This window comes from Herbiconiux oxytropis (assembly GCF_024979315.1).
GTDB classification, from domain to species: Bacteria; Actinomycetota; Actinomycetes; order Actinomycetales; family Microbacteriaceae; genus Herbiconiux; species Herbiconiux oxytropis.
Window position 1 is genome coordinate 70,809 of record NZ_JANLCK010000010.1, and the last position, 26,503, is coordinate 97,311.

The 26,503-nt window shown below is 69.0% G+C and carries 27 protein-coding genes and 1 tRNA gene; 15 read left to right on the forward strand and 13 right to left on the reverse strand.

Going from position 1 to position 26,503, the window contains the following annotated elements:
* Positions 1 to 39: 39 nt before the first annotated feature.
* Positions 40 to 864: an undecaprenyl-diphosphate phosphatase gene (locus N1028_RS16005; protein WP_259530392.1), complete on the reverse strand. Its 825-nt coding sequence runs from the start codon at positions 862 to 864 to the stop codon at positions 40 to 42.
* 34 nt (positions 865 to 898) lie between these two features.
* Positions 899 to 2,212: a M20/M25/M40 family metallo-hydrolase gene (locus N1028_RS16010; protein ID WP_259530393.1), complete on the reverse strand. Its 1,314-nt coding sequence runs from the start codon at positions 2,210 to 2,212 to the stop codon at positions 899 to 901.
* A 106-nt stretch (positions 2,213 to 2,318) separates the two neighbouring features.
* On the opposite strand from N1028_RS16010, the gene N1028_RS16015 reads away from it, so the two are divergent.
* The 5 genes from N1028_RS16015 (at position 2,319) to N1028_RS16035 (ending at position 5,528) form a co-directional block, all read left to right on the forward strand.
* Positions 2,319 to 2,403 (forward strand) — tRNA-Leu (locus tag N1028_RS16015).
* A 119-nt stretch (positions 2,404 to 2,522) separates the two neighbouring features.
* The gene (locus N1028_RS16020) at positions 2,523 to 3,023 is read left to right on the forward strand and encodes a DUF1269 domain-containing protein (protein WP_259530394.1); all 501 of its coding nucleotides are present in this window, start codon (positions 2,523 to 2,525) and stop codon (positions 3,021 to 3,023) included.
* Positions 3,024 to 3,056: 33 nt separating this feature from the next.
* Complete coding sequence (locus N1028_RS16025) at positions 3,057 to 3,659, forward strand: sulfite oxidase-like oxidoreductase (RefSeq protein ID WP_259530395.1); 603 nt, start codon at positions 3,057 to 3,059, stop codon at positions 3,657 to 3,659.
* Positions 3,660 to 4,382 (forward strand): FAD-binding oxidoreductase, encoded by a 723-nt coding sequence (locus tag N1028_RS16030; protein WP_259530396.1) that lies wholly within the window; start codon positions 3,660 to 3,662, stop codon positions 4,380 to 4,382.
* 237 nt (positions 4,383 to 4,619) lie between these two features.
* Positions 4,620 to 5,528: a cell wall-binding repeat-containing protein gene (locus N1028_RS16035; protein WP_259530397.1), complete on the forward strand. Its 909-nt coding sequence runs from the start codon at positions 4,620 to 4,622 to the stop codon at positions 5,526 to 5,528.
* A gap of 30 nt (positions 5,529 to 5,558) precedes the next feature.
* On the opposite strand, the gene N1028_RS16040 is transcribed toward N1028_RS16035, so the two are convergent.
* Positions 5,559 to 7,013: a peptide MFS transporter gene (locus N1028_RS16040; protein WP_259530398.1), complete on the reverse strand. Its 1,455-nt coding sequence runs from the start codon at positions 7,011 to 7,013 to the stop codon at positions 5,559 to 5,561.
* Positions 7,014 to 7,074: 61 nt separating this feature from the next.
* Positions 7,075 to 8,892, reverse strand: a complete 1,818-nt coding sequence (locus tag N1028_RS16045; protein WP_259530399.1) for a DEAD/DEAH box helicase — start codon at positions 8,890 to 8,892, stop codon at positions 7,075 to 7,077.
* Positions 8,893 to 8,963: 71 nt separating this feature from the next.
* Between N1028_RS16045 and N1028_RS16050 the strand changes: the two genes are divergently transcribed.
* Positions 8,964 to 9,752 carry an SGNH/GDSL hydrolase family protein gene (locus N1028_RS16050; protein WP_259530400.1) on the forward strand — a complete coding sequence of 263 codons (789 nt, stop codon included), beginning with the start codon at positions 8,964 to 8,966 and terminating at the stop codon, positions 9,750 to 9,752.
* Positions 9,753 to 9,785: 33 nt separating this feature from the next.
* Here N1028_RS16050 and N1028_RS16055 read toward each other — a convergent pair whose 3' ends face one another.
* The 3 genes from N1028_RS16055 to N1028_RS16065 form a co-directional block, all read right to left on the reverse strand.
* A complete protein-coding gene (locus tag N1028_RS16055; protein ID WP_259530401.1) occupies positions 9,786 to 11,036 on the reverse strand; it encodes a D-alanyl-D-alanine carboxypeptidase family protein in 1,251 nt (416 codons plus the stop codon).
* A gap of 22 nt (positions 11,037 to 11,058) precedes the next feature.
* A complete protein-coding gene (locus N1028_RS16060) occupies positions 11,059 to 12,618 on the reverse strand; it encodes an APC family permease (RefSeq protein ID WP_259530402.1) in 1,560 nt (519 codons plus the stop codon).
* Between the two features lie 68 nt (positions 12,619 to 12,686).
* Positions 12,687 to 13,499, reverse strand: a complete 813-nt coding sequence (locus N1028_RS16065) for a TrmH family RNA methyltransferase (protein ID WP_259530403.1) — start codon at positions 13,497 to 13,499, stop codon at positions 12,687 to 12,689.
* A 128-nt stretch (positions 13,500 to 13,627) separates the two neighbouring features.
* On the opposite strand from N1028_RS16065, the gene N1028_RS16070 reads away from it, so the two are divergent.
* Together N1028_RS16070 and N1028_RS16075 are read left to right on the forward strand one after the other, a co-directional pair.
* The gene (locus N1028_RS16070) at positions 13,628 to 14,506 is read left to right on the forward strand and encodes an NAD-dependent protein deacetylase (RefSeq protein ID WP_259530404.1); all 879 of its coding nucleotides are present in this window, start codon (positions 13,628 to 13,630) and stop codon (positions 14,504 to 14,506) included.
* 41 nt (positions 14,507 to 14,547) lie between these two features.
* Positions 14,548 to 15,189 carry a histidine phosphatase family protein gene (locus N1028_RS16075; protein ID WP_259530405.1) on the forward strand — a complete coding sequence of 214 codons (642 nt, stop codon included), beginning with the start codon at positions 14,548 to 14,550 and terminating at the stop codon, positions 15,187 to 15,189.
* On the opposite strand, the gene N1028_RS16080 is transcribed toward N1028_RS16075, so the two are convergent.
* Both N1028_RS16080 and N1028_RS16085 read right to left on the reverse strand, forming a co-directional pair.
* Positions 15,116 to 16,243, reverse strand: a complete 1,128-nt coding sequence (locus N1028_RS16080) for a glycosyltransferase family 4 protein (RefSeq protein WP_259530406.1) — start codon at positions 16,241 to 16,243, stop codon at positions 15,116 to 15,118. The genes N1028_RS16075 and N1028_RS16080 overlap by 74 nt on opposite strands.
* Positions 16,240 to 17,181, reverse strand: a complete 942-nt coding sequence (locus N1028_RS16085; protein WP_259530407.1) for an alpha/beta fold hydrolase — start codon at positions 17,179 to 17,181, stop codon at positions 16,240 to 16,242. The genes N1028_RS16080 and N1028_RS16085 overlap by 4 nt, the downstream gene beginning before the upstream one ends.
* A 97-nt stretch (positions 17,182 to 17,278) precedes the next feature.
* Between N1028_RS16085 and treS the strand changes: the two genes are divergently transcribed.
* Together treS and N1028_RS16095 are read left to right on the forward strand one after the other, a co-directional pair.
* Positions 17,279 to 19,003 (forward strand): maltose alpha-D-glucosyltransferase, encoded by a 1,725-nt coding sequence (gene treS / locus N1028_RS16090; protein WP_259530408.1) that lies wholly within the window; start codon positions 17,279 to 17,281, stop codon positions 19,001 to 19,003.
* 9 nt (positions 19,004 to 19,012) lie between these two features.
* Positions 19,013 to 19,939, forward strand: a complete 927-nt coding sequence (locus N1028_RS16095) for an exonuclease domain-containing protein (protein WP_375163415.1) — start codon at positions 19,013 to 19,015, stop codon at positions 19,937 to 19,939.
* Between the two features lie 148 nt (positions 19,940 to 20,087).
* On the opposite strand, the gene N1028_RS16100 is transcribed toward N1028_RS16095, so the two are convergent.
* The 3 genes from N1028_RS16100 to glgA form a co-directional block, all read right to left on the reverse strand.
* Positions 20,088 to 20,345 (reverse strand): type B 50S ribosomal protein L31, encoded by a 258-nt coding sequence (locus N1028_RS16100; RefSeq protein WP_259530409.1) that lies wholly within the window; start codon positions 20,343 to 20,345, stop codon positions 20,088 to 20,090.
* 76 nt (positions 20,346 to 20,421) lie between these two features.
* Positions 20,422 to 21,204 (reverse strand): ABC transporter ATP-binding protein, encoded by a 783-nt coding sequence (locus N1028_RS16105; protein WP_259530410.1) that lies wholly within the window; start codon positions 21,202 to 21,204, stop codon positions 20,422 to 20,424.
* 31 nt (positions 21,205 to 21,235) lie between these two features.
* The gene (gene glgA / locus N1028_RS16110; protein ID WP_259530411.1) at positions 21,236 to 22,417 is read right to left on the reverse strand and encodes a glycogen synthase; all 1,182 of its coding nucleotides are present in this window, start codon (positions 22,415 to 22,417) and stop codon (positions 21,236 to 21,238) included.
* A gap of 48 nt (positions 22,418 to 22,465) precedes the next feature.
* Between glgA and N1028_RS16115 the strand changes: the two genes are divergently transcribed.
* The gene (locus tag N1028_RS16115; protein ID WP_259530412.1) at positions 22,466 to 23,710 is read left to right on the forward strand and encodes a glucose-1-phosphate adenylyltransferase; all 1,245 of its coding nucleotides are present in this window, start codon (positions 22,466 to 22,468) and stop codon (positions 23,708 to 23,710) included.
* Complete coding sequence (serB, locus tag N1028_RS16120) at positions 23,707 to 24,342, forward strand: phosphoserine phosphatase SerB (RefSeq protein WP_259530413.1); 636 nt, start codon at positions 23,707 to 23,709, stop codon at positions 24,340 to 24,342. The genes N1028_RS16115 and serB overlap by 4 nt, the downstream gene beginning before the upstream one ends.
* Before the next feature lie 18 nt (positions 24,343 to 24,360).
* Here the strand turns inward: serB and fabG are convergent, their stop codons facing one another.
* Entirely contained in the window at positions 24,361 to 25,077 is a 717-nt protein-coding gene (gene fabG / locus N1028_RS16125; RefSeq protein ID WP_259530414.1) for a 3-oxoacyl-ACP reductase FabG, read from the reverse strand.
* 85 nt (positions 25,078 to 25,162) lie between these two features.
* Here fabG and N1028_RS16130 point away from each other — a divergent pair, with 85 nt between their 5' ends.
* The 3 genes from N1028_RS16130 to N1028_RS16140 are packed head-to-tail and all read left to right on the forward strand — an operon-like array spanning position 25,163 to position 26,489.
* Positions 25,163 to 25,450, forward strand: coding sequence for a DUF3099 domain-containing protein (locus N1028_RS16130; protein WP_259530415.1), 288 nt, complete (start codon positions 25,163 to 25,165; stop codon positions 25,448 to 25,450).
* A complete protein-coding gene (locus N1028_RS16135; RefSeq protein WP_259530416.1) occupies positions 25,447 to 25,653 on the forward strand; it encodes a hypothetical protein in 207 nt (68 codons plus the stop codon). Before N1028_RS16130 ends, N1028_RS16135 begins: the two co-directional genes overlap by 4 nt.
* Positions 25,650 to 26,489, forward strand: a complete 840-nt coding sequence (locus N1028_RS16140) for an SURF1 family cytochrome oxidase biogenesis protein (RefSeq protein WP_259530417.1) — start codon at positions 25,650 to 25,652, stop codon at positions 26,487 to 26,489. The genes N1028_RS16135 and N1028_RS16140 overlap by 4 nt, the downstream gene beginning before the upstream one ends.
* The last annotated feature ends 14 nt before the right edge of the window (positions 26,490 to 26,503 follow it).

The window sequence follows — 26,503 nt, forward strand, 5'->3', positions numbered from 1 at the left end:
ACGACCGCGAGCACGCTCACGCCGCGAGCACGCGCACGCTCAGGCCGCGAGCACCCCGGTCGACAACAGCACGATGAGCACGCCGCCGAGCGCGATCCGGTAGATCACGAACGGCAGGAACGAGCGCCTCGAGATGTAGCTCATGAAGAACGCGATCACCACGAGCCCCACCACGAACGCCACCACCGTGGCGATGGCCGTCTCGAGAGGGCCGTAGAAGTTCTGCTCGTCGAAGCTCTTCGCCAGCTGGAAGAAGCCGCTTCCGAAAACCGCCGGGATGGCGAGGAGGAACGAGTACCGCGCGGCGGCGCGGCGCTCGTAGCCCATGAAGAGCCCGGCCGTGATGGTGCCGCCCGAGCGGGAGACGCCGGGGATGAGCGCGAGCGCCTGCGCGAACCCGAAGATGATGCCGTGCGGCACGGTCAGATCCTTCAGCCGGCGCTGCTTCGCCCCCACGTAGTCGGCGATGCCGAGCAGCACGCCGAAGACGATCAGCATCACGGCCACGACCCAGAGCGAGCGGAACGTGGTCTCGATCTGGTCCTGGAAGAACACGCCCAGCACGACGATCGGCAGCGAGCCGAGAATGATGAGCCAGCCCATCCGCGCATCCGGGTCGTTCCGCGGGACCTTCCCCGCGAGCGACTTGGCCCACCGCGAGATGATCCGCACGATGTCGCGCCAGAAGAACACCACCACGGCGGTCTCGGTGCCGAGCTGCGTGATGGCGGTGAACGCGGCTCCCGGATCCTGTGCCCCGGGCAGCAGCTCGCCCACGATGCGCAGATGCGCGCTCGAGGAGATCGGCAGGAACTCGGTGAGCCCCTGGACCAGGCCGAGGATGATCGCGTTGATGAAGTCCATGGGTCCCTTGCAGTCGGAGACGAGGCGGTGCCGGTCAGTACTCCAGCAGCAGGTCGGTGAGTACGTCAGTGCCAAACGATAGCGCCTCGAGCGGCACCCGCTCGTCGACGCCGTGGAACATCGCCGGGAAGTCGAGGGCTGCCGGCAGCTGCAGCGGGGCGAAGCCGAAGCCCCGGATGCCGAGGAGGCTGAGCGCCTTGTTGTCGGTTCCGCCCGAGAGCAGGTAGGGCAGCACCTCGGCGCCCGGATCGTGCTTCTGCAGCGACCCGACCATGGCGTCGACGAGCGCGCCGTCGAAGGTCGTCTCGAGACCGATGTCCCGGTGGGTGATCGAGATCTCGATGTCGTCGCCCACGATCGAGCGGATCTCTGCGAGCACCGCCTCCTCGTGCCCTGGCAGCACGCGCACGTCGATCATGGCCTCGGCGAAATCCGGGATGACGTTGTGCTTGTAGCCGGCGGTGAGTCCTGTGGGGTTCGCGGTGGTGCGCAGCGTCGCCGAGATGAAACGCGAGGCCGTGCCGGTGGCGATCGCGATCTCGTCGGGGCTCTGCTGCTGCGGGTCGTGACCGAGGATCGCCGCGACCCGGTCGAGCAGCTGGCTCGTGGTGGCGGTGAGGTGCACGGGCCACTCGCGGCTGCCGATCGCCGCGACGGCCCGCGCGAGCCGGGTGACGGCGTTGTCGGTGTTGATCTGCGAGCCGTGGCCCGCGGTGCCCCGCGCGGCGAGCTTGATCCAGAGGATCGCCTTCTCCCCCGTCTGCACGAGGTAGGCGCGCTTGCCGTCGAGGTCGATGGAGTAGCCGCCCACCTCGCTGATGGCCTCCGAGGCGCCCTCGAAGAGCTCCGGGTGCTCGCGCACGAGGTAGCCGGAGCCGAGCACTCCCCCGGCCTCCTCGTCGGCGAAGAACGCCACCACGAGGTCGCGCGCCGGCTGACGCCCGCTGCCCAGGATGCGATCGAGGGCCGAGATGATCATGGCGTCCATGTTCTTCATGTCGACGGCGCCGCGCCCCCACAGCATGCCGTCCTTCACGACGCCCTCGAACGGATCGACCGACCAGTCGGCGGCGATGGCCGGCACCACGTCGGTGTGGCCGTGCACGACGAGTGCGGGCTTCGACGGATCGCGCCCGGGGATGCGCGTGACGATGCTCGTGCGCCGTGGCTCCGAGTCGAACGACTGCACCGTGAGGCCGAGCCGTTCCAGGTGCGCCGCGAGGTACTCCGCGGCCTCGGTCTCGCCGTTCGACCGGCCCTCGCCGAAGTTCGACGTGTCGAAGCGGATGAGGTCGCGGGCGATGCGTGCGGTGAGGTCGAGCTCGTCGTTCCCAGGCGTTGGCGTCATGCCGACCACGCTACCCGGCCGCTCGGTGCGGAAGTGGATTTGCGGCCTCCGGATCCGTGCTATCGTCTTCTCTTGGCTGGTCGAGCGATCGAACGGCGAGACACTCGTCCGGGTGGCGGAAATGGCAGACGCGCTAGCTTGAGGTGCTAGTGCCCGTATAGGGCGTGGGGGTTCAAGTCCCCCCTCGGACACACTGGTTGAGACAGTACGAAGGCCCGGTCGGAAGACCGGGCCTTCTGTCGTCTGTGCCTATATAAATGCTGCCGGACTTCCCCTACGCTCGAAGAAAACAGCGAAAGGACTCACTCCCATGGCAGATCTCATCGTCATCGCCTTCGACACCGAGAAAGATGCGGAGGGCGCCTACGAGAAGGTCCAGGAGCTCAACGGCGACCTCATCGTGCAGCTCTCCGGTCTCGCCCTCGTGAAGGTCGACGAAGACGGCAAGACCCACGTCGAGAACCCCGGAGGCGTCGGCAACATCGGCCTGGGAGCAGCGGGCGGAGCCATGTTCGGCACGCTCATCGGCATCCTCTTCTTCGTGCCGTTCGTCGGCCTCGTCTTCGGCGGCCTGATGGGCGCGCTGTTCGCCGGAATCGACAAGACCGGCCTCAACAGCGAGTTCCGCTCGCAGGTCAAGGACCAGGTCAAGGCCGGCAAGTCGGCCGTCGTCATCTACACGACCAAGATCACCGAGGACAAGTTCGCCGCGGCGCTCGCGCCTTTCAACGGCACCGTCATCAAGACCTCGCTCTCCGAGGAGGACGAGAAGGCACTCATCCACGACCTGTCCGACCAGGCCAAGGCCTGATCCAGACCGTCCGAGCCACCTGAGGAGAGCACCATGGGAGTCATCACGCCGGGATTCTTCGGCCGCGCACGCGAGGCCGACCCCAAGCTGCCACCGGGGCAGTACGAGACGAAGGACTTCCCAGTGCTCTCCGCAGGGCCCACCCCGAACATCCACCCCGGTGAGTGGTCGTTCTCCATCACGAACGAGTCTGGCGACGTGAAGCGCTGGTCGTGGGAGGAGTTCCGCGCCCTCCCCGTCGAGACCGTCGACACCGACATCCACTGCGTCACGCGCTGGTCGAAGTTCGACACCACCTGGCGCGGGGTCTCGCTCGACACCCTCTTCGAAGACGTCGAGACGGATGCGGGCTACACCATGGCCCACTCCTACGGCGGCTACACCACCAACGTGCCGCTCGAGGACCTGCTCGACGGCAAGGCGTGGGTGGCGTTCGAGTTCGGCGGCGAGCCGCTCGATCCCGAGCACGGCGGCCCCGCTCGGCTGCTCGTGCCGCACCTCTACTTCTGGAAGAGCGCGAAGTGGGTCACCGCACTCACCCTCCACGACACCGACGAGCTCGGCTTCTGGGAGGTCAACGGCTACCACGCCTACGGCGACCCGTGGAAAGAGGAGCGCTACTCGTACGATGGGTGAGTGAAGTGGAGCATCGCCGAGGTCGTCGGCATCCGTGAAGAGACCCCGACCGCGCGCACGCTGATGCTCCGCATCCCGGATTGGCCGGGTGCGCTCGCAGGCCAGCACATCGACATCCGCCTCACGGCGCCCGACGGCTACCAGGCCGCCCGCTCCTACTCGCTCTCCTCGGCCGCAGGCGATCCGGTCGTCTCCGTGAGCGTCGAGCTCATGCCCGACGGGGAGGTCTCCCCCTATCTCGTGCGCGGCGTCTCGGTGGGCGATCAGCTCGAGGTGATCGGCCCGCTCGGCGGCTGGTTCGTCTGGCGTCCCACCACTCAGCCCGAGCCGCTCCGGTTGATCGGCGGCGGTTCCGGCATCGCACCCCTCATGTCCATCCTGCGCACCCACGCCGAGGCCGCGAGCACGGCTCCGGTGCACCTGCTCTACTCCGTGCGCTCCCCCGAGTTCGTCTACTACCGCGACGAGCTCGCCGAGCTCGCCGCCGCCACGGCTGCGCGTGTCGACATCCAGTACACCCGCCGAGCCCCCGAGGGCTGGGAGGGCACCCTCGGCCGCATCGACGCCGCCCGGGTCACCGCCTGGGCCGAGGGCTCCGAGGGCTCGGTCGGCGCCGCCACCTACATCTGTGGTCCCACGCCCTTCGTGGAGCTCGCGTCGAACGCACTCGTGGCGGCGGGGGCCGACCCCACGACGGTGCGCACCGAGCGCTTCGGCGGCTAGCTGATGGTTCACGTCGTCGAAGAAAGCCCGCCACCGCCCCTGAAGTGATGAATTCTCGAGTATGGTCGAATCGACCGACTGGAGGAGATCATGAAGATCAATGGACTCGTGGGTGCGATCATCGCTGTGGCGTTGGCATCAGGCGCGGTGCCCGGGGGCGCGGCGGCCCAACCCGTGGAACCCGCTGAGCGATCCAGAGCGAGGCTGTGCCCGATCACGGAGCTGATTCCACCGACGGTGGAACGTCTCGGCGGGGCCGATCGCGTCGGGGTGGCGATCCGGGCATCGCAGGAGGCCTTCCCCGGTGGTGCAGACGTCGTCTACCTCGCTTCGGGCTCGACCTTCTCCGATGCGCTCGCGGGCTCCGCAGCAGCCGGCTTCGACGGAGGGCCGATCCTCCTGGTACCCAGGGATTCTGTGCCTCAAGGCGTTCTGGACGAGATGGTGCGACTGTCGCCTGGCAAAATCGTCATCCTGGGCGGCACGGCTTCGATCTCTGCCGAACTCGAGCGGTCGCTCGACTACCTGCCTGCCGCCGTCGAGCGGGTGGCGGGTGACGACCGCTACGAGGTCGCCGCATCTCTGGCCCGGCTCACCTTCGGCACCAGCAGCGAGATCCTCTACGTGGCCTCCGGTCAGACGTTCCCGGATGCGCTCTCCGCCAGCGCGGCGGCGGGTTCTTGGCACGTTCCGGTTCTGCTCACCGCCAAAGACGGAGTACCGGAGCCCGTGCTCGGACTGCTTCGTGAAGAGACGATGCTCGACGAGATCATCGTCGTCGGGGGGCCATCGACGATCAGTGAGGCCGTGGTCGAACAACTCGGGCGGTTCGGCCACGTCACACGGATAGGAGGGGCGGACCGCTACGAGGTGTCGGCCACGACCTCTGAGAAGACGTTCTGCAACGACACGACCACCGTGTTCGTGGCATCCGGCCGCGTCTTTCCCGACGCACTCTCCGGTTCTGCAGCCGCGATCGCGATGGACGCTCCCGTGCTGCTCGTCACGCCGGACAGCATCCCAACCTCGGTGCTCGCGGAACTCGACCGCCTGAACCCCCAGCAGGTCAAGGTCCTCGGAGGCCCGGCCACCGTCTCGGACTCCGTCGTCGTCGAGCTGTGGGAGCACGTCACCGCCCCCCGCTGACGGGCCGACAGTTCGGCGAGGTCCGGGGCGCTACCGCACGCCGCTCATCATCTTGCGCACCCACGGAGTGAGGGCGATGAGCACGCCGCCCACCGCGATGGCCACGAATCCCGAGATGCCGAAGTAGGGCGGTTCGTTCTTCTCGTCGTAGAAGCCGGCCAGGATGCCCGAGATGGCCGTGCCGAGCGCGATGGAGAGGAAGAACAGGGCCACCATCTGCGTCTGGAACACCCGCGGTGCGAGCTTGGTCGAGAGCGACAGGCCGACCGGTGAGAGCAGCAGCTCGGCGATCGTGAAGACGAACAGGATGCCCACGAGGGCGATCAGGGGCGTTCCGTGCTCGCCGGTGCCGGAGAACGGGATGAACAGCAGGAACGCGAGCCCCATCACGATCGCCGCTGCAGCGAACTTGTACGGGGTGGCCGGCTGCTTCGCGCCCCACTTCGTCCAGATCGCGGCGAAGACTCCCGAGAGGATGATGATGAAGATCGGGTTGATCGACTGGACCCACGCCACCGGCATGGTCCAGCCGAACAGGTCGAGGTTCAGTCGGTCGTTCGCGTAGATGGTCACGACGGTGAACTGCTGCTGGTAGAGCGACCAGAACGCCACGCTCGTGATGAACATCGGGATGAACGAGATCACCCGGCGCCGCTCGACCGCGCTGAGCCGCGAGCTCGACAGGATGACGGCGAAGAGCGCGATCGCCGCCAGCAGGGTCACGATCGCCACGGCATCCGCCGAGTTGTCGGCGGTGAGGATGCCGGTGAGGATCAGGACGAGCACGACCACGATGCCGGCCACGGCGATGAGCGCCATCTGCAGCCGGCGGCGGCCAGGCAGCGGATTCGGCACCGTCTTCGAGGCGGCGGGCAGCGACCGCCGGCCGAACGAGTACTGCACGAGGCCGATGGCCATGCCGAGGGCCGCGAGGCCGAATCCCCAGTGGAAGCCCGCCGAGGTCTGCAGCAGTCCGGTCAGGAGCGGCCCGAGGAACGCGCCGAGGTTGATGCCGAGGTAGAAGAGGGAGAACCCGGCGTCGCGCCGGATGTCCTGCTCGCTGTAGAGCGTGCCGACCACGCTCGTGGCGTTGGCCTTCACTCCCCCGGAGCCGAGCGCTATCAGCACGAGCCCCGCCCCCAGTCCCGCGAAGCCCGGCAGGAGCGACAGCGCGATGTGCCCGGCCATCACGACGATGGCGCTGAAGAACAGGGTGCGCTCGGCGCCGGCGAGGCGGTCGGCGATCCAGGCGCCGAGGATGGTCGCGAGGTAGACCGCGCCGCCGTAGGCACCGATGATGCTCACGGCCGTGGGCTTCGGGATGCCGAGGCCGCCCTCGGTGGTGTTGTAGAACATGTAGAGCAGCAGGATGCCCTGCATGCCGTAGAACGAGAACCGCTCCCACATCTCCACGCCGAACACGTGCACCAGCGAGAAGGGCTGACCGAAGAAGGTGCGTTCCTTCGTGGTCTCAGTCGTCGTCATTCCGACATAGTGGCACGCCGCCTCCGCTTCGCGGTGCGCGACGCTACCCCACCTTCGGGGCTCAGCGTCCGGCGGCGCTCATCCACTTGCGCACCGTGACGATGCGCGACTGCAGCTGGGTGACACTCGCCTGCGCCACGGCCGGCCCGCCGCAGATGCGCCGGAGCTCGGCGTGGATGAGCCCGTGCGGCTCGTTCGAGGTCTTCGACCAGATGCCCACGAGCGAGTTGAGCAGGCTCCGCTGCTCCTTGAGCGTGCGGTAGAGCGGCGCGGGCACGCCGCCCTGGTCGGGAGTGTCGGGCTTCGGCGCGGTCTTGGCGTGCTTCTGCTGCCTGGCCTGCCGGTGCTGCAGCAGATCCTTCACCTGCTCGGGCTCGAGGAGCCCGGGCAGGCCCAGGAAGTCGAGCTCCTCTTCGCTGCCCACCACGGCTTGGAAGCCGAACTCGCCACCGTCGTAGACCACGCGGTCGAAGGTGGCCTCCGAGCCGATCGCCTGGAAGCTGAACTCCTCCAGCAGGCTCTCCGACGCCTTCTCCTCGCGGTTGGCGGCGGCCACCATGGCGTCTTCGGGGTTGTAGAAGTCGCCCTCGGGATTCGAGCCGTCGTCGCGCTTGTCGAGCGCGTGATCGCGCTCGAGCTCCAGCTTCTCGGCCAGTGCCATGAGCGAGGGCACGTTCGGCAGGAACACCGATGCGGTCTCGCCGCGGCGCCTGGCCCGCACGAAGCGGCCGATCGCCTGGGCGAAGAACAGGGGCGTCGAGGCGCTCGTGGCGTAGACGCCCACGGCGAGCCGCGGCACGTCGACGCCCTCCGACACCATGCGCACCGCCACCATCCAGCGCGTCGTGCCCTTCGAATACTGCTCGATGCGGTCCGAGGCCTCCTTCTCGTCCGAGAGCACCACGGTCACGCTCTCGCTCGTGATCGACTCCAGGATGGCGGCGTACGCGCGCGCGACGGTCTGGTCGGTGGCGATGACGAGGCCGCCTGCATCCGGGATCGCCTGCCGCACCTCGGAGAGCCGCTTGTCGGCGGCGCCGAGCACCTGCGGGATCCAGTCGCCCGCCGGGTCGAGCGCCGTGCGCCAGGCCTGGGAGGTGATGTCCTTCGTGTTGCCCTCGCCGAGACGGGCCTCCATCTCGTCGCCCACCTTGGTGCGCCAACGCATGTGGCCGGCGTAGACCATGAAGAGCACGGGCCGCACGACGCCGTCCTTCAGCGCACGCCCGTAGCCGTAGCTGTAGTCGCTTCGGGAGACCCGGATGCCGTGCTCGTCCGGTGCGTACTCCACGAACGGGATCGGCGAGGTGTCCGAGCGGAACGGCGTCCCGGTGAGCGAGAGCCGGCGGGCGGCCGGCTCGAACGCCTCCCGCACCGCGTCGCCCCAGCTGAGCGCGTCGCCGCCGTGGTGCACCTCGTCGAGGATGACGAGGGTCTGGGCGCCCTCGGTGAGCTCGCGGTGCAGGGAGGGCCGGGCGGCCACCTGCGCGTAGGTGAGCGCCACGCCGTGGAAGTGCCGGCCGAAGCGCGACTCGCTGTTCTTGAAGCCGGGGTTCAGGCGCACGCCCGCCCGGTCGGCGGCATCGGCCCACTGCCGCTTGAGGTGCTCGGTGGGCGCCACCACGATCACGCGGTCGACGGTGCGGCGGCGCAGGAGCTCCGAGGCGAGGCGCAGGGCGAAGGTGGTCTTGCCCGCGCCCGGTGTGGCGGCGGCGAGGAAGTCGCGGGGCTCCCGCTCGAAGTAGGCCGTGAGCGCCTCCTCCTGCCACGCCCGCAGCCGGCCCGCGGTGCCCCACGGAGCACGGGCGGGGAACGACGGTGACAGGTGACCCGCTGCACTCGTTCCGGGAGCCGGTTCGAAGAGGGGGAGATTGGTCACGATGTTCGAGGATACCCCGCACGGGTGACACGGGCTTACCCTGGAAGGCGTTCGGAAAGGAGCATCCGCTGATGACCCAGCCCCATCCCTGGCGTCGCTACGTCGCCCTCGGAGACTCGTTCACGGAGGGCATCGGAGACCCCGAGCCCGAGAGCCCGGGCGGCTACCGCGGCTGGGCCGACCGCGTGGCCGAGACGCTCGCCGTCACGGCCGACGGCGAGTTCTCCTACGCGAACCTCGCCATCCGCGGCCGACTGCTGCAGCAGATCCTCGACGAGCAGGTCGAGCCCGCCCTCGAGCTGAAGCCCGACCTGATCACGATCTCGGCGGGCGGCAACGACGTCATCCGCCCTGGCACCGATCCGGATGACATCGCGGCGCGCTTCGAGGTCGGCATCCGGCGGCTGCGCCGGGACGACGCGACCGTCGTGATCTTCACGGGGGTCGACACGAACTTCACGCCGGTGTTCCGGAGCATCCGCGGCAAGGTGGCGATCTTCAACGAGCACCTCCGCGTGATCGCCGACCGCTACGACTGCGTGGTGGCCGACCAGTGGGGTCTGAAGGAGATCCAGGACACCCGGCTGTGGTCGCCCGACCGCCTGCACCTCAACGCGAAGGGGCATCACGAGGTCGCGCGGCTCGTGCTGCGCTCGCTCAACGTCGACAACGACCTGCAGCCGGGCGAGCCCGAGCCGCTCCCCCGCACGAGCTGGCGTCATGCGCGCAGCGAAGACCTGGTCTGGGCGCGCATGCACTTCGTGCCCTGGGTGCTGCGGCGCATCACACACCGCTCGAGCGGCGACAACGTGCTGCCGAAGCGGCCTTTGGCCGAGCCGATCTTCGTGCCCAAGGACTGAGGGGCGGGCGGTGGCCGGCGGGCGCTCGGGGTCTCAGCCGAACAGCCGGCCCGGGTTGGAGAGCCGCCAGCCCAGGTCGGGCCCCTCGAGCGTCTCGTCGAGCGTGAGCGGCACCGTCAGCTCGCCGCTGCCCAGGGTGACGCCCTCCACGGTGTAGCGGGCCGTGCCCACCTCATCCCCGGCGGCCGCGCCGTCGACCTGCTCGAGCTCGACGTCGCCCGTCACGGTCACAGCCGACCACACGGTGGCGGTGACCCCCTCGGCGGCCACCACGTCAGACGACGACCCCCACGCCGTCGAGTAGCTGCCGAGTACGTCGCCCGCGGCCACCACCTGCACGGTCTGGAAACCGCTCTCGGTGCTCTGGAGCAGGGCGAGAACCGACGCCTGCAGCGAGTCCGTGTCGGCGGCACCGAGCACGACGCCCACGAGCTGCAGCGTCTGCCCCTCCACCACGTAGTCGGCCGAGAAGAGCAGGCAGAAGCCCGCCTCGTCGGTCGTGCCGGTCTTCACGCCGTCGATGCCCGCAGTGCCGACGAGGGTGTTGGAGTTCTCGACCGTGCCGAGCTGAGGCAGCTCGAGCGCCGCGGTGCCGACGATCTCGCTGAGGGCGGGGTCGGAGTGCACGAGCCCGGCGATCGTCAGCAGGTCGGAGGTGGTGCTCCGCGATCCGGGGTTCAAACCGGAGGGATCGACGACGGCCGTGCCCGTGAGGCCGTTCTCGGCAAGCCACGCCGTGGCCGCAGCGAGGTAGGCGGCGGTGTCGCCGAAGGCCCAGTTGGTGAGCGTGTAGGCGTAGTTGTTGGCCGACTCGAGCATCATGATCTCGATCACCTCGCGCTCGGTCAGCACCTGACCGGGGTACACGGATGCCCACGAGCCGTTCTCGGCGATCGTCGCCTGCAGGAGAGCCTCGTCGGCGGCCGTCATGGTGAGCTCGGGCCCCTCCTCGCCCTCGCCGAGCGGCAGCTCGTCGAGCACCACGAGAGCGGTGATCGACTTGGTGATGCTCGCGATGGGAACGGAGTCGGTGCTGCCGCTCTGGCCCAGCATCCGGGTCTGACCGTCGGTGACGAGGCCGATGGCGCTCGAGCCCTGACCAGGCGTGGTGAGGGCGACGGGCGGGGTGACGACCGGTTCCGTGGCGGCCACGGCAGCGGATGCGGCGGGCACGGGGGCGAGGATCGCGACCGGCAGGTAAGTGAGGAGGAGGGCGAGGATGACGAGGGCCGAGCCCACCACGATCCGCCGGCGCCGATAGACGGCAGGGCTGGCGGGACTCACCCGCCCATCCTAGCCAGCGCTGCTACATGAGCCCGCCGTCGACCGACCGTGGTACGGGGTGGTCGTCCTCCGGCACGAGCACGGCGGTCTCGCGGTTGAGGCTCTCGCCACGGAAGAAGGGCTTCGCGCGCGGGAAGAACGACCACACGATCATGAGCACGACGCCGAGCGCGAGGGAGCCGACGCCCACGACGAACACGCCGCCGATGCCGAAGATCACGGTGTAGCCGTAGTCGGGGTCGTACATGTCGATGGCCGACTGGATGAAGGCCGCCGTGAGCATGAGCCCGCCGATGAGCGGGAAGAGGCCCTTGAACAGGAAGTTGCGGACGGTCGTGAAGATCTCGCGACGGAAGAACCAGACGCACGCGAAGCTCGTGAGCGCGTAGTAGAAGGCGATCGCGAGCCCGATCGAGAGGATCGTGTCGGCCAGGATGTTCTCGCTCACGAGGGTCATGCCCACGTAGAAGGCCACGGCCACGACGCTCATGAAGATCGTGGCGAAGCGCGGGGTGCGGAACGTGGGGTTGATGCGGCCGAACGCCTCGGGCAGCGCCCGGTAGGTCGACATCGCGAGCGTGCCGCGGGCCGTGGGGAGGATGGTCGTCTGCGTCGACGAGATCGCCGAGACGCACACGGCGATCACGAGCAGCCACGCCCACGGGCCGAAGATCGCGTCCTTCAGGGCGAAGAAGACGTCTTCGGAATTGCCCTCGTTGCCGAGGCCGATGCCCGAGGTGCCGAGGCCCGCGAACGCCATGGCCGCGACCGTGACCGAGACGTAGGTCACGAGCAGGATGACCGTCGACAGCACGGCGGCGCGGCCGGGCGTGCGCTTGGGATCCTTCGTCTCCTCGTTGAGTGCGAGGCAGGTGTCCCAGCCCCAGTAGATGAAGAGGCAGAGCAGGATCGCCTCGGTGAAGCCCGAGAGCGAGGTGAAGGCGAACGGGTTGAACCAGTCGGCCTGGGGAACGGTGGAGCCCTCGGGAGCGGTGCCCGTGAAGACGGCCCAGAGCGCGAGGACCACGAACAGGATGAGCGCCACGTACTGCACGGCGAGCAGGATGTTCTGCAACCTCTCGCCGATCTCGAGGCCTCGCACGCTGACGAAGGTCATGAGCCCGATGAAGACCACGCCCGTGGCGGTCACGAGCGGCACGTTGTCGTAGAGGTCGGGGTTGTTCGTGAGCAGCCAGAGGTACTTGCTGCCGATCTGCGCGAGGTTCGCGAGCACGATGATGCCGGCCACCGCCACGCCCCAGCCGGCCAGCCACCCGGTGCGGGGGCCGAAGGCCTTCGTGACCCAGGTGAACGCCGTGCCGCAGTCGGGCACCGCGCGGTTGAGCTCGCGGTAGGCGTAGGCCGTGAGGAACATCGGGATGAAGGCGAGGATCATCGCGATCGGCGCCTGCGCACCCACCGCGAGCACCACGAAGCCCACGGTGGCCGCGAGCGAGTAGACCGGGGCCGTGGAGGCCAGGCCGATCACGGTGGAGCCGAAGAGGCCCAGCTTGCCGGCCGCCAGCCCCTTGCCCTCGGTGGGCGGGGGGACGACGGCGGGTGCGGCGCTCTTCTCGGTCATGCGGATCTCCCTCGGGTCAGGTAGACGAAGCATATTGTCTGAGCGACCCGACGGGCAGTAGGCAATCGCTACCTGTTCGCGTCCTGCAGCGCGTAGAGGGCGACGGCGCTCGCCGCGGCCACGTTGAGCGAGTCGACGCCGTGCAGCATGGGGATCTCGATCCGCACGTCGGCGGCGGCGAGGGCCCGGCGGCTGAGCCCGTCGCCCTCGGTGCCGAGCACGATCGCCACGCGCTCGGGCAGGGCGGCCGTGAACTCGGGCAGCGGCACCGAGTCGTCGCCGAGCGCGAGGGCCGCGATGGTGAACCCCGCCTCGTGCAGCAGCGGGCCGGCCTCCGGCCACTCCCCGATGCGGGTCCAGGGCACCTGGAGCACCGTGCCCATGCTCACCCGCACGCTCCGGCGGTAGAGCGGATCGGCGCAGCGCGGGGTGATGAGCACCGCGTCGGCCCCGAGACCGGCCGCCGAACGGAACGCGGCGCCCACGTTGGTGTGGTCGACGATGTCCTCGAGCACCACGACGGTGCGGGCGTCTCGGAGGAGGTCGCGCGGGTCGGGCAGCTCGGGCCGGTGCATCGAGGCGAGCGCGCCGCGATGCATCGCGAAGCCCGTGAGCTGCTCGAGCAGCGCGTCGTCGGCCACGAAGACGGGGACCTCGGGGAAGCGCTCCACGAGCCACTCGAGGTCGGGCAGCCACTTCTGCTGCAGCAGCACCGAGCGCGGCCGGTGACCCGCAGCGACGGCGCGCTCGATCACCTTGCTCGACTCCGCGAGGTAGAGGCCGCCCTGTGGCTCGAGCAGGCGCCGGAGCGCGACGTCGGTGAGGTTCGCGTAGTCGGCGAGCTCCGGCCGGTCGAGGGTGTCGAGGGGAACGAGGGGCACGGGAGCCTTACTGATGGGTGACCGGACGGTGGATTCATCCCCCACTCTGCCAGCCCGGAAACATTCCGGAGAACTCCGTTGTTTAGACTCTGTGACAGGCTGGTGCGCTGCACCGGCGAGGAGGTTCCATGGTTCCGTCGGTCTCGTCCGTCCCGGAGGCGGCAGCATCCGCCGTTCCCGGTGCCGCGCCCGAGCTCGATCGGGCGGCCGAGGTGCTCGCGGGCAAGCGCGTCGTGGTGCTCACGGGGGCCGGTGTGAGCACCGACTCGGGCATCCCCGACTACCGCGGCGAGGGTGCACCCACCCGCAATCCGATGACCTTCGACCAGTTCCTCGCGAGCGCATCGTTCCGCAAGCGCTACTGGGCCGGCAGCCACCTCGGCTGGCGCATGTTCGATGCCGCCGAGCCCAACGGCACGCACCGCATCCTCGCGGAGCTCGAGGACGCCGGGGTCGTCACGGGCGTCATCACGCAGAACGTCGATGGTCTGCACGCACGGGCGGGATCCCGCCACCTCGTCGACCTGCACGGATCGATGGACCGCGTGACCTGCCTGCAGTGCGGCCAGAGCTTCGCGCGCTCGAGCGTCGCCGAGCGCATCTCGGCCGCCAATCCCGGGCTCACCGAGCCGGATCTCGTGCGCATGGCTCCCGACGGCGACGCCGACGTGAGCGAGTGGGAGGCCTTCGAGGTGCCGGCCTGCACCGTGTGCGGCGGCGTGCTGAAGCCGGACGTCGTGTTCTTCGGCGAGTTCATCCCCACCGAGAAGTTCGCCGAGGCCTCGGCGATCGTGGCGGCCTCCGACGCCATGCTCATCGCGGGATCCTCGCTCGTGGTCAACTCCGGCATCCGTCTGCTCGAGCAGGCCAGGCGACGCAAGCTCCCGATCGTGATCGTCAACCGCGGGGTGACCAAGGGAGACACCAGGGCGACCGTCAAGATCGACGCCGGCACGACCGAGACCCTCACCGAGCTCGCCGCACGGCTGCTTCCCCAGCCCCGCTGAGGGACGGGTCGATCCGCACGCTCCGTTCTAGACTGGTCGCGATGACTACCTTCACCTTCGTGCGCCATGGCCAGACCGACTGGAACTTCCAGAAGCGCATCCAGGGCACGACGGATGTGCCGCTGAACGAGACCGGCCGGGAGCAGGCTCGCGAGGCCGGCCATGCTCTGGCGGCGCGGGCACAAGCGGGTCAGCAGTGGGACGGCATCGTCGCGAGTCCGCTCAGCAGGGCCCGCGAGACCGCCGAGATCGTGGCGGAGATCGTCGGACTCCCGGCGCCCGAGCTCGTGCCCGCCCTCGTGGAGCGCAGCTACGGCGAGGTCGAGGGTCTCGATGCCGCGGGGATCGCGGAGCGGTTCCCTGATCCGCTCGCCGAGGTGCCCGGTCGTGAGCGCCGCTCCGAGGTGGTTCGCCGCGTGCTGCCCGCTCTCGAGCTGCTGGCCGAGGAGCACTCGGGCGAGTCGCTCATCGTGGTCTCGCACGGCGGCGTGATCGCGTCGCTCCTCCGCTACATCACCGAGAAGAAGCTGCCCGAGCAGGGCCACGGCATCCCGAACGGCTCCGCGCACGACTTCGTGATCGAAGCCGGCGAGGTCTCGATCGCCGAGTTCAATGGCGCCGCGATCGATCCGGCGATCCGGATGCGAGCGCCGCTAGCGCTCGAGCTGACGCTTCCCAGCTGAACGTCTCGGCCTGCGCCCTCGAGGCCCTCGAGCGGCGTGCCCACTCGTCCGGCTCCTCGAGCGAGCGGATGCGCGCGGCGAAGGCCGCGGCGTCGCGGGCGGGCGCGTAGAGCGCCGCCTCTCCCCCGATCTCGTGGAACACGCTGATCTCGCTCACGACCACGGGCGTGCCGTGCCCCATCGACTCCACGAGCGGGATGCCGAAGCCCTCGTCGAGGGACGCGGTCACGAGGGCGGTGGCGTTCTGCAGCAGCTCCGAGTACTCCTCGTCGCTCGCGCCGTCGTGGAAGACGAGGCGCGCGTCGGGGTCGATCGCCTCGAGCCTCTCGCGATCGGCCTTCGACACCCGGCTCACGAGGTGCAGCGTGTAGCCCGGGAGGTCGCCCACGGCGCGCACGAGGGTCTCCACGTTCTTGTACGGCATGAACGATCCCATGTAGATCAGGGCTTTCGAGGCCGACCGCTCGCCGGCGGCTCCTGCCGCCGCCTCCGCCACGGATGCGGGTGGAAGGTCGGCTGCGTTCCGCGCCACGAGAACGGGCTTCGTGGTGAGCCGGTGCCGGGAGATGAGGGCGCGGGTGGTCTCGGAGACCGTGACGATCGCATCCGCCCGGTTCAGCAGCATCCGCTGCGGCCACCAGGCCTTGTGGTAGAGCCGCCAGAGCACGCGCACGAAGCCTGGCAGGTCGCGCGGGGGCGTGGGGTTGGAGTAGTAGATGAGGTCGTGCACCGTGAGCGCGAGGCGGTAGCCGCGACGGAAGGTGCCCATGGTCTGCATGGGACTGATCACGAGATCCGGCGCCAGCCTGTTGACCTGGAGCGACACCACGGGCTCGAGCACGCTCGTGGGCCCCGAGGCCTTCGACCACGGCAGGTCCGGCAGCATGGTGAGCTGGCGCTCGTCGCTGATGAGCATCGTGAGCTCGAGGCCGTCGACGGCGGGGTCGCCGGCGTCGATCAGGGCCTTGAGAGCGCCCACCACTCCCGCGGTGTAGCGGCTGATGCCGTCGTGGCGCCCGATCCGGGTGTAGCGGCAGTCGAAGACGAGCTTCACGAGCGAGCCAGGTACGACCGGATGGCGTCGGCCGCCTCGACCGGGCGCTCGTAATGGATGAGGTGGCCGACGCCCTCGATGATCACGAGCTCGGCCCCCGGGATCGTCTTCTGCACGGAGTATTGGGCGGCCACGGGCGTGATGTCGTCCCGATCGGCCGCGATCATGAGCACGGGAGCGTGGATGCGGGCCGCGTACTCGCTGACGTCGTGGCTCACCGAGGCCCGGAAGGCGTCGAGCACGACGCTCCGGTTGGCGAAGGCCGAGAAGTAGCGGTGGTGCTGGTCGTGGATCCAGCGGCGGAGGCCTTTGTCCTTCGTCTTGGCCATGGTCGAGCTCATGATCTGCACCACAAGGCCGCTCCGCAGGATGGCGAAGCCGAGCTTCTCCGGCACGGCGGCCGAGAAGCGGTAGTAGCCGATGGCGAGGCGCGTCATGAACCCGCGCGGGCCCGCGAGAGCAGGCGCGGCGATGGGGTTGATGAGCACGATGTCGTCGGCCTCGAGGGCGCCGCCGTCGCCTTCGCCTGCCAGCGCGGCCGAGACCACGATGGAGCCGAAGGAGTGGCCGATCACCACGATGCGGGCGGCGGGCGACTGTGCGCGCACGGAGGCAACGAGGGCCTTCGCCCAGGTGGCGTAGCCGTCGATGTCGTGCGTCACGGCCAACGGGGTCGACGCGCCGAAGCCCGGGAGGTCGGGGGCCACGATCCGCATGCCCGGCTCGTCGAGCTGGGCGATCACGGGTTCGAGGCCGTGGTGGTCGCCGCGGAAGCCGTGCACCACGACGACGGCCGTGGTGGCGGCCTCCCTGGCCGCCTCGTCGAGCCCGGATGCGCCGTACTCCCACAGATGGGTATCGCTTCCGGCGAGCGTCTCGACCCTGGTCGTGACGGGCATCCGGGCGAGTTCACGGGCGTAGGGCGAGGCGACGGTCATCCCGACCAGCATAGGCGGCGCTGGCACTGTCGGAGGTTTGGACTAGCGTGGGGCGTGGAATGCACTGGCCGGTCTTCCGCACTCCGAAAGGACACCTGTGAGCTTCACCGCACCCATCCAGTCTCCCGGTCTCTCCCTCGATCCCGAGTGGTATCGACGCTCGGTCTTCTACGAGGTGATGATCCGCTCGTTCGTCGACTCCAACGGAGACGGCTTCGGCGACATCGCGGGACTGATCTCGAAGCTCGACTACCTGCAGTGGCTCGGCATCGACGCCCTCTGGTTGCCGCCGTTCTTCCAGTCGCCGCTGCGCGACGGAGGCTACGACGTCTCCGACTTCAAGGCCGTGCTGCCGGACTACGGCACCGTCGAGGAGTTCCGCGAGCTCGTCACGAAGGCGCACGAGCGCAACATGCGCATCATCATGGACTTCCCGCTCAATCACACGTCAGACCAGCACGAGTGGTTCCAGCAGTCGCGCGCCGACCCCGAGGGGCCCTACGGCGACTACTACGTCTGGGCCGACGACGACGAGAAGTACGAGAACATCCGCATCATCTTCGTCGACACGGAGGAGTCGAACTGGACGTTCGACCCCGTGCGCCGGCAGTTCTTCTGGCACCGCTTCTTCTCCCACCAGCCCGACCTCAACTTCGAGAACCCGGCCGTGCAGGAGGCCGTCTTCGACGTCTGCCGGTTCTGGCTCGACATGGGGGTCGACGGCCTGCGGCTCGACGCCATCCCCTACCTCTTCGAGTCCGAGGAGGGCAACGGCGAGGGCGAGCCCAAGACGCACGAGTACATCGTGCGGCTGCGCGCCATGATCGACAACGAGTACCCGGGTCGCATGCTCGTGGCTGAGGCCAACCAGTGGCCCCGCGAGGTTGCGGCGTTCTTCGGCACCGAGGAGGAGCCGGAGTGCCACATGGCCTTCGACTTCCCGGTCATGCCGCGCATCTTCTACTCGCTCCGCTCGCAGCGGGCCGACGAGCTCATGCGCGTGCTGTCCGAGACCACCGACATCCCGCCGGGAGCCGCCTGGGGCGTGTTCCTCCGCAACCACGACGAGCTGACGCTCGAGATGGTGTCGGAGGAGTACCGGCAGGCCATGTACGGCTGGTACGCCTACGATCCGCGGATGCGTTCGAACATCGGCATCCGGCGCCGGCTGGCGCCGCTGCTCGACAACTCGCGTGCCGAGCTCGAGCTCGCCCATGCACTGCTGTTCTCGCTTCCGGGCTCGCCCTTCCTCTACTACGGCGACGAGATCGGCATGGGTGACAACATCTGGCTGCCGGACCGCGACTCCTCCCGCACGCCCATGCAGTGGACCCCGGACAGGAACGCGGGCTTCTCCACCGCCGATCCCGGCAAGCTCTACCTGCCGGTCGTGCAGTCGCTCGTCTACAACTACAACCTGGTCAACGTCGAGTCGCAGCTCGCCCAGTCGCGCTCGCTCCTGCATTGGGTGCGCAACGTCATCCACGTGCGGAAGGCGCATCCGACATTCGGTCTCGGCACCATGAAGGTGCTCTCGAGCGACCACGAATCCGTGCTGTCGTTCGTGCGCTCCTACGAGGGTTCGGGCGATTACCTGGGAGATGCGCCGGAGGACGTGCTGTGCGTGTTCTCGTTCTCGCACAACCCCGTCACCGCCACCATCGAGGCGCCCGAGTTCGCGGGCCGCCGCCTGTTCGATCTGTTCGGTCACGGCGAGTTCCCGTCGTTCGACGACGAGGGCCGGGTTACGCTCACTTTCGGAACCCAAGCCTTCTACTGGCTGCATGTCGGCCAGAGAACCGAGCAAGAACAGGGGCGGTAGCCCGTGCCGATGACCGAATCCTCCCGCACCGACGTCGTCTTCGTCGAGGTGCCCCTCTTCGACCTGGCCGACGCGGAGCTCGTGGTGGAGGCGGCGGCCGCTGCTCCCGTGGTCGCGGCTGCTCCGGTGGCTCCGCCCGGGGTGATGTCGGCTCCGTCGGTCGCTGTGCCGATCGTCGAAGCGGAAGCGGTGCCGATGGCGTTCGAAGGCGCCCCCGTGGCCGTCGAGACCCGCCCGCGTCCCGCCTGGGCCGACCGGCTCGCGGTGTTCGACCTCGAGACCACCGGGATCGACGTCGAGACCAGCCGCGTGGTCACCGCCAACATCTCGCTGCTCGACGCGGCGGGCGAGCCCGTGCGGCGCCGGGACTGGCTCGCCGATCCGGGAGTCCCCATCCCCGAGCAGGCCACGGCGGTGCATGGCATCACCACGGCGCACGCCCGGGCCGAGGGCCGGCCGGCGGCCGAGGTCGTCGCCGAGATCGTCACCGAGCTCCGCCGTGCGCTCGACGACGGCTACGCCCTCGTCGTGTACAACGCGCCCTACGACCTCAGCTTGCTGCACCACGAGTCGCTCCGGCACGGGGTGCTCCCCCTCGTGGCGCCCTTCCCCGTGATCGATCCACTCGTCATCGACAAGCAGCTCGACCGCTACCGCAAGGGCAAGCGCACGCTCGAGGCCTCCTCGGCCCACTACGGCGTGACGCTCACCGACGCGCACGACGCGGGGGCCGACGCGATCGCGGCCGGCCGGGTGGCCCAGGCCATCGCGTCGGCGTTCCCCGCCGAGCTCGACCTCGACCTCGTGCAGCTGCACGCGGCTCAGCACGCCTGGCACGACGCCCAGTGCGACTCCTTCGAGGACTACATGCGGCGTGTCCGCGACCCGCAGTTCACGGCGCGCCGCGGCTGGCCCGAGGTGCCGCCCCGCCCCTGAGCCGCCCCCGGGGCCGCCTCTGTTTGTCGTTCTCCGCAGAAACTTCAGCACGGACGACGAAGAACCCCGCCGACCGGAGTCGACGGGGTTCTCGTGCGTGTGATTGCGGGCGGTGCAGGTGCGCCGTCAGCCGGTGAGGGCCTGAGGGCTACTTGGCGCCGCCGAAGCCCTTGTAACGGGTGTTGAACTTCTCGACGCGGCCGGCCGAGTCGAGGATGCGCTGCTTGCCCGTGTAGAAGGGGTGCGATTCCGACGAGATCTCGACGTCGATGACGGGGTAGGTGTTGCCGTCCTCCCACTCGATCGTCTTGGCGGAGCCGACGGTCGAACGGGTGAGGAAAGTGGCGCCCGATGCGAGGTCGCGGAAGACAACAGCTTCGTACTTGGGGTGGGTGTCAGTCTTCATAGTGGTGTCCTTGTGTCACAGCGAGGGATGAGATCTAGGGCCAGACGGGCCAGCTAGACAGTTTAGCAGATAGATGTCACGCGGCGCGAGCGCTGAAGCGCCCGTCGTCTTCGGAGAGGGCGATCGGGAGGCCGAACGTGGCCTCGAGGTTCTGGGCGGTGAGCACGTCACCGAGCTCGCCGGCCGCCACGATGCCGTCGGGGCCGAGCAGCAGGGCGTGGGTGAAGCCCTTGGGGATCTCCTCGACGTGGTGGGTGACCATCACGATCGCAGGGGCCTCGGGGGCCGAGGCGTAACCGCCGAGCAGCTGCAGCAGCTCCTCGCGGGCGCCGAGGTCGAGGCTCGCGGCCGGCTCGTCGAGCAGCAGCAGCTCGGGGTCGGTCATCACCGATCGGGCGATCTGCACACGCTTCTGCTCGCCATCGCTCAGGGAGCCGAAGAGGCGCTCCGAGAGGTGGTCGAGCTTCCACTCCACGAGCACGCGCTGCGCCCGGCGGAGGTCGATGTCCTCATAGGCCTCGTTCCAGCGGCCGGTGACCGAATAGGCCGCCGTGAGCACGACGTTGAGCACGGTCTCGTTGGCCGGGAACCGGCGGGCCATCGCGCTCGATGCGAAGCCCACGCGGGGCCGCAGTTCGAACAGGTCGACCTGGCCGAGCTGGCCCTCGAGCACGTGCACGACCCCGCTGGAGGGGTGGCTCATCGCGGCCGCGATCTGCAGCAGTGTGGTCTTGCCGGCGCCGTTCGGGCCGAGCACGACCCAGCGCTGATCGCCGTCCACCTTCCAATTCACTCCGCTGAGGATGGTGGTCCCATCGCGGACAACCGAAACGTCTTCGAGATCGAGCACAGTGGGCATGGAAGAAGTTTAGTCGCGCAGAAACCTCTGCTCAGATCAACGCGCGGTAGATGTCGGCGGTTTGGGAGGCGATGGCGCCCCAGGAGAACTCCGCCTCCGCACGAGCCCGTCCAGCGGCACCCATGCGGGCGGCGCGCTCGGGGTCGGAGACGACCTCGGTGAGGGCTCGGGCGAGGTCGGCCACGAAGCGATCGGGGTCGGTCGGTGTGCCTGTGCCGTCCTGCAGCTGGTCGATGGGCACGAGGAGGCCCGTCACGCCGTCGTCGACGACCTCGGGGATGCCGCCGGTGGCGGTGCCGACCACGGGCAGGCCGCACGCCATGGCCTCGAGGTTCACGATGCCGAGCGGCTCGTAGACCGAGGGGCAGACGAACACGGTCGCGGCGGTGAGCACGGCGGTGAGGTCGCTCTGCGGCAGGATCTCCTCGATCCAGATGATGCCGCCGCGTGTCTCCTGCAGAGTGCGCACGGCGCTCGAGACCTCCTCGAGGATCGCGGGCGTGTCGGGCGCGCCGGCGCAGAGCACGACCTGCACGTCCTCCGGCAGCAGCGCGAGGGCGCGAAGGAGATACGGCAGTCCCTTCTGGCGCGTGATCCGCCCCACGAACACCACGGTCGGCCGGTCGGCGTCGATGCCGAGACGTGCGAGCACGGCGGCGTCGTGGTTCGGCCTCCAGCGCTCGAGGTCGATGCCGTTGTAGACGGTCACGACCTTCGACTCGTCGAGGGAGGGGTACGAGCGCAGGATGTCCCGGGCCATGCCGTCGCTGACCGCGATGACCTTGTCGGCCGACTCGAACGCATCCTTCTCGATCAGCGACGAGATCCGGTAGCCGCCGCCCAGCTGCTCGGCCTTCCACGGGCGGAGGGGCTCGAGCGAGTGGGCGGTGACGACGTGCGGCACGTCGTGCAGCAGCGCGGCCAGCCGCCCGGCGGCGTTGGCGTACCAGGTATGCGAGTGCACGAGCGAGGTGCCGGCCACGGCCTCGGCGATCTGCAGGTCGACACCCAGGGTGGTGAGGCTCGGATTCGCCCCTGCGAGCTCGGCGGGCACACCGTAGGCGAACACACCCTCCTCGTCGCGCGGAGCGCCGAAGCAGCGCACGGCGATATCGAGATGGGACCTCAGGCCCTTCACCAGCTCGGCGACGTGCACGCCGGCGCCTCCATAGACCTCGGGCGGATACTCTCGGGTGATCACGTCGACTCGCATAATCGAACCGTAGTACGAGCCGGCGGAAACCTCATTATGGTGGGGGGTATGGCAGCATCACAGAAGATCTTCGGCATCGTCCTGGCCGGTGGCGAGGGCAAGCGCCTCATGCCCCTCACGGCCGATCGAGCGAAGCCCGGAGTGCCGTTCGGCGGGGGCTATCGTCTGATCGACTTCGCGCTGTCGAACCTCGTCAACTCCGGTCTCCGCCAGATCGTCGTGCTCACGCAGTACAAGTCGCACTCGCTCGACCGCCACGTCTCGCAGACCTGGCACCTCGACGGTCTCCTGAACTCCTACATCGCCTCCGTGCCCGCCCAGCAGCGGCTCGGCAAGCGCTGGTTCAGCGGATCCGCCGACGCCATCCTGCAGTCGCTCAACCTCATCCGCGACGAGAAGCCCGACATCGTCGTCGTGGTCGGCGCCGACCACGTCTACCGCATGGACTTCGGCCAGATGATCCAGGCGCACATCGACTCGGGCAAGGGCGCGACGGTCGCGGCCATCCGCCAGCCGATCGAGTTGAGCGACCAGTTCGGGGTCATCCAGACCGCCGACGACGACCCGACGGTCATCTCCGAGTTCCTCGAGAAGCCGAAGGATGCGACGGGGCTCGTCGACTCCCCCGGCGAGGTGCTCGCCTCCATGGGCAACTACATCTTCGACGCCGACCAGCTCATCGACGCGGTCATCCGCGACGGCGAGCTGCCGGGCTCGAGCCACGACATGGGAGGCGACATCATCCCCGCGTTCGTGGCGGCCGGCAACGCCGCCGTCTACGACCTCAACCGCAACGACGTGCCCGGCTCGACCGACCGCGACCGCTACTACTGGCGCGATGTGGGAACGATCGACTCGTTCTACGACGCGCACCAGGACCTCATCTCGGCGCTCCCGGTCTTCAACCTCTACAACGAGAAGTGGCCGATCTACACCCAGCAGCTCAACTCGCCGCCCGCCAAGTTCGTGCGCGACAGCAAGGGCAACCCCGGGGTCACGGTGGAGTCGATCGTCTCGCTCGGCTGCCTGATCTCCGGCGCCCGCGTCGAGGGCAGCGTCGTGGGGCCGTGGACGACGGTCGATTCAGGCGCCCTCGTGCAGCAGTCGGTGCTCTTCGACCGCGTGCACATCGAACCGGACGCCGTGGTGCGTCGGGCTATCCTGGACAAGAACGTGATCGTGACGGCCGGCGCCCAGGTGGGTGTGGATGCGGAGCGCGACCGTGAACGAGGGTTCACGGTCACCGACTCGGGCATCACCGTCGTAGGCAAGGGAGTTCGCGTAGATCCATGAGCATCCTCATCGTCCTCGATGTCGACTCCACCCTCATCGAGAACGAGGTGATCGAGATGCTCGGCGACCTGGCAGGCTGCCACGCCGAGGTCGCGGAGATCACCGAGAGGGCCATGCGCGGCGAACTCGACTTCGCCCAGAGCCTCGCCGCCCGCGTGCGGCTGCTCGAGGGCCTGCCGTCGTCGTGCTTCGACGAGGTTCGTGCCGCGATCCGGGTGACCGACGGAGTGCCCGAGATGATCGCCGCCGTGCACGCGGCCGGGGGTGCTGTGGCGGTGGTCTCCGGAGGGTTCCACGAGGTGCTCGACCCGCTCGCCGAGTCGCTCGGGCTCGACCACTGGCGCGCCAACCGCCTCGGTGTGGCCGACGGTCGCCTCACCGGCACGGTCTCGGGGCCCATCATCGACCCGCAGAGCAAAGCGGATGCGCTCACCGAGTGGGCGGGCGCCCGCGGCACCCCGCTCTCCCGCACCGTCGCGGTGGGCGACGGGGCCAACGATCTCAAGATGATGGAGATCGCTGGGCTTTCCGTCGCCTTCCACGCGCGGCCGCTCGTGCGCGAGAACGCCGACCTCGTGATGGACGTGCGCGACCTCAGCCAGCTCCTGCCCCTGGTGGGGTTGCGCGGTTGACGGTCAGCCTCGCCGGGGTCAGTGCCCCATGCCGAGGCCGCCGTCGACGGGGATGACGGCGCCTGTGATGTACGCGGCGTCGTCGCCGGCGAGCCATGCGACCGCCTTCGCGACCTCACCCGCCGATCCGTACCGCCCGGCCGGGATGCTCTTCTTGTACTCGGCCTGCTGCGCCTCGGGCAGCTCGGCCGTCATGTCGGTCTCGATGAACCCGGGCGCCACGACGTTGGCGGTGATCCCGCGGGCGCCGAGCTCACGCGAGACCGAGCGGGCGAGACCCACGAGAGCGCTCTTCGAGGCGCTGTAGTTGACCTGGCCGGCCGATCCGTAGAGCCCCACGACGCTCGAGATGAGCACGATGCGGCCGAAGCGGGCCTTGAGCATGCCCTTCGAGGCGCGCTTGACCACGCGGAACGCGCCCGTGAGGTTGGTGTCGATCACGCTCGTGAAGTCGTCCTCCGACATCCGCATCATGAGGGTGTCGCGCGTGATGCCTGCGTTGGCCACGACGACCTCGACGGGGCCGAGCTCCTTCTCCACCTCCGTGAAGGCGGCGTCGATGGAGGCGCCGTCGGTGACGTCGGCGATCACGGTGAGGGTGCCCTCCGGCCCCATGCCCGAGCGGGCGGTCACGGCGACACGGTGGCCCTGGGCCACGAACTCCTCGGCGATGGCGTAGCCGATGCCGCGGTTGCCGCCGGTGATCAGTACGGTACGGGGGGTGGTGGTGCTCACGCTGGGGTGGTCCTCACTGCTGGGCGACGGATGATCGAATACCAGCTTAGGAGCAGGAAAGCGAGCGTAGGCTAAGGGGTACATCATGAAGAGCAGCCAGTCGGTCACCAGCCTCCCGCCGTCACCCGATGACGAGCGCCGGAAGCGCATGAACAAGTACTTGCTCATGATGTCGATCCGCGTGGTCTGTCTCGTTCTCATGCTCTTCGTGCAGGGCTGGTGGCTCGCTGTCGTGGCCGCCGGCGCCATCCTCCTCCCCTACTTCGCGGTGGTGCTCGGCAACGTCGGCACGTCGAGCCTCAAACGGCACGAGCAGCCGACCGCCATAGAGGTCTACCGGCCGGCGCCGGGTTCCGAGGAGCCCCGGCCGTGATCTCGCTCGGGCTCGAGCCCTCGGCCGCCGAGTGCTCGCGGGCTAGCTGCCGCGCGGAGGGCATCTGGCGCATCGAATGGCGGAACCCGAAGATCCACTCCGAGGACCGTCGCAAGATCTGGCTCGCCTGCGACGAGCACGTCTCCTTCCTTCGGGAGTTCCTCGCCGCCCGCGACTTCCCGCTGGAGGTCGTGCCGGCATGATGGGTTGGCGTTTCCTGCTCAGCCGCCGCTGGGCCGGCTATCTCGCGCTCACGCTCGTGTTCGCGCTCGTATGCGTGCTCCTCGCGCTCTGGCAGCTCGCGCGCCGTGATGAAGCGGTCGCCGAGATCAACCGCGTGGCCGCCAACTTCGACGCCGAGCCCACGCCTCTCGCCGATGTGCTCCCCGAGCTCGACTCCTACGACGAGTCCGACGAGTGGCTCACGGTTTCCATGACCGGCCGTTACCTCTCCGATGATCAGCTGCTCGTGCGCAACCGGCCGCTCGGTGGCGACGTCGGTTTCGATGTTCTCGTGCCCTTCCAGCTCGAGAACGGCGACGTCTTCGTCGTCGACCGCGGCTGGGTGCCCACGGGCGAGCGGCAGAACGCTCCGGATGCCGTGCCGGCCGCACCCGAGGGAACGGTCACGGTGGTCGCGCGGCTCAAGGCGAGCGAGCCCGAGCTCGCCTCGATGGGCGGCCTCGGCGACGGGCAGATCGGCACGATCGAACTGCCCGTGATCGCCGACCTGCTCGATCTCCCCACGTACACGGCCGCCTACGGCCTGCTCGCGAGCGAGGATCCGGCCCCGGCGGAGCGCCCGATGGCCATGCCCAAGCCGCAGCCCGACGAGGGCGCGCACCTGTCGTACACGTTCCAGTGGTTCTGCTTCGGCGTGCTCGGCTTCGTGGGGCTCGGCTACATCGTGCGCCAGGAGTTCCGCCGGCTGAACGCCGACGACCCCGAGGAGCAGGAGCGCGCGGCCGAGCGCGAGCGCAAGCGCCTCGCCCGCAAGACCGACGCGGAGGTCGAGGACGAGATCCTCGACAATCGCTGAGTCCGGCGGCCTGG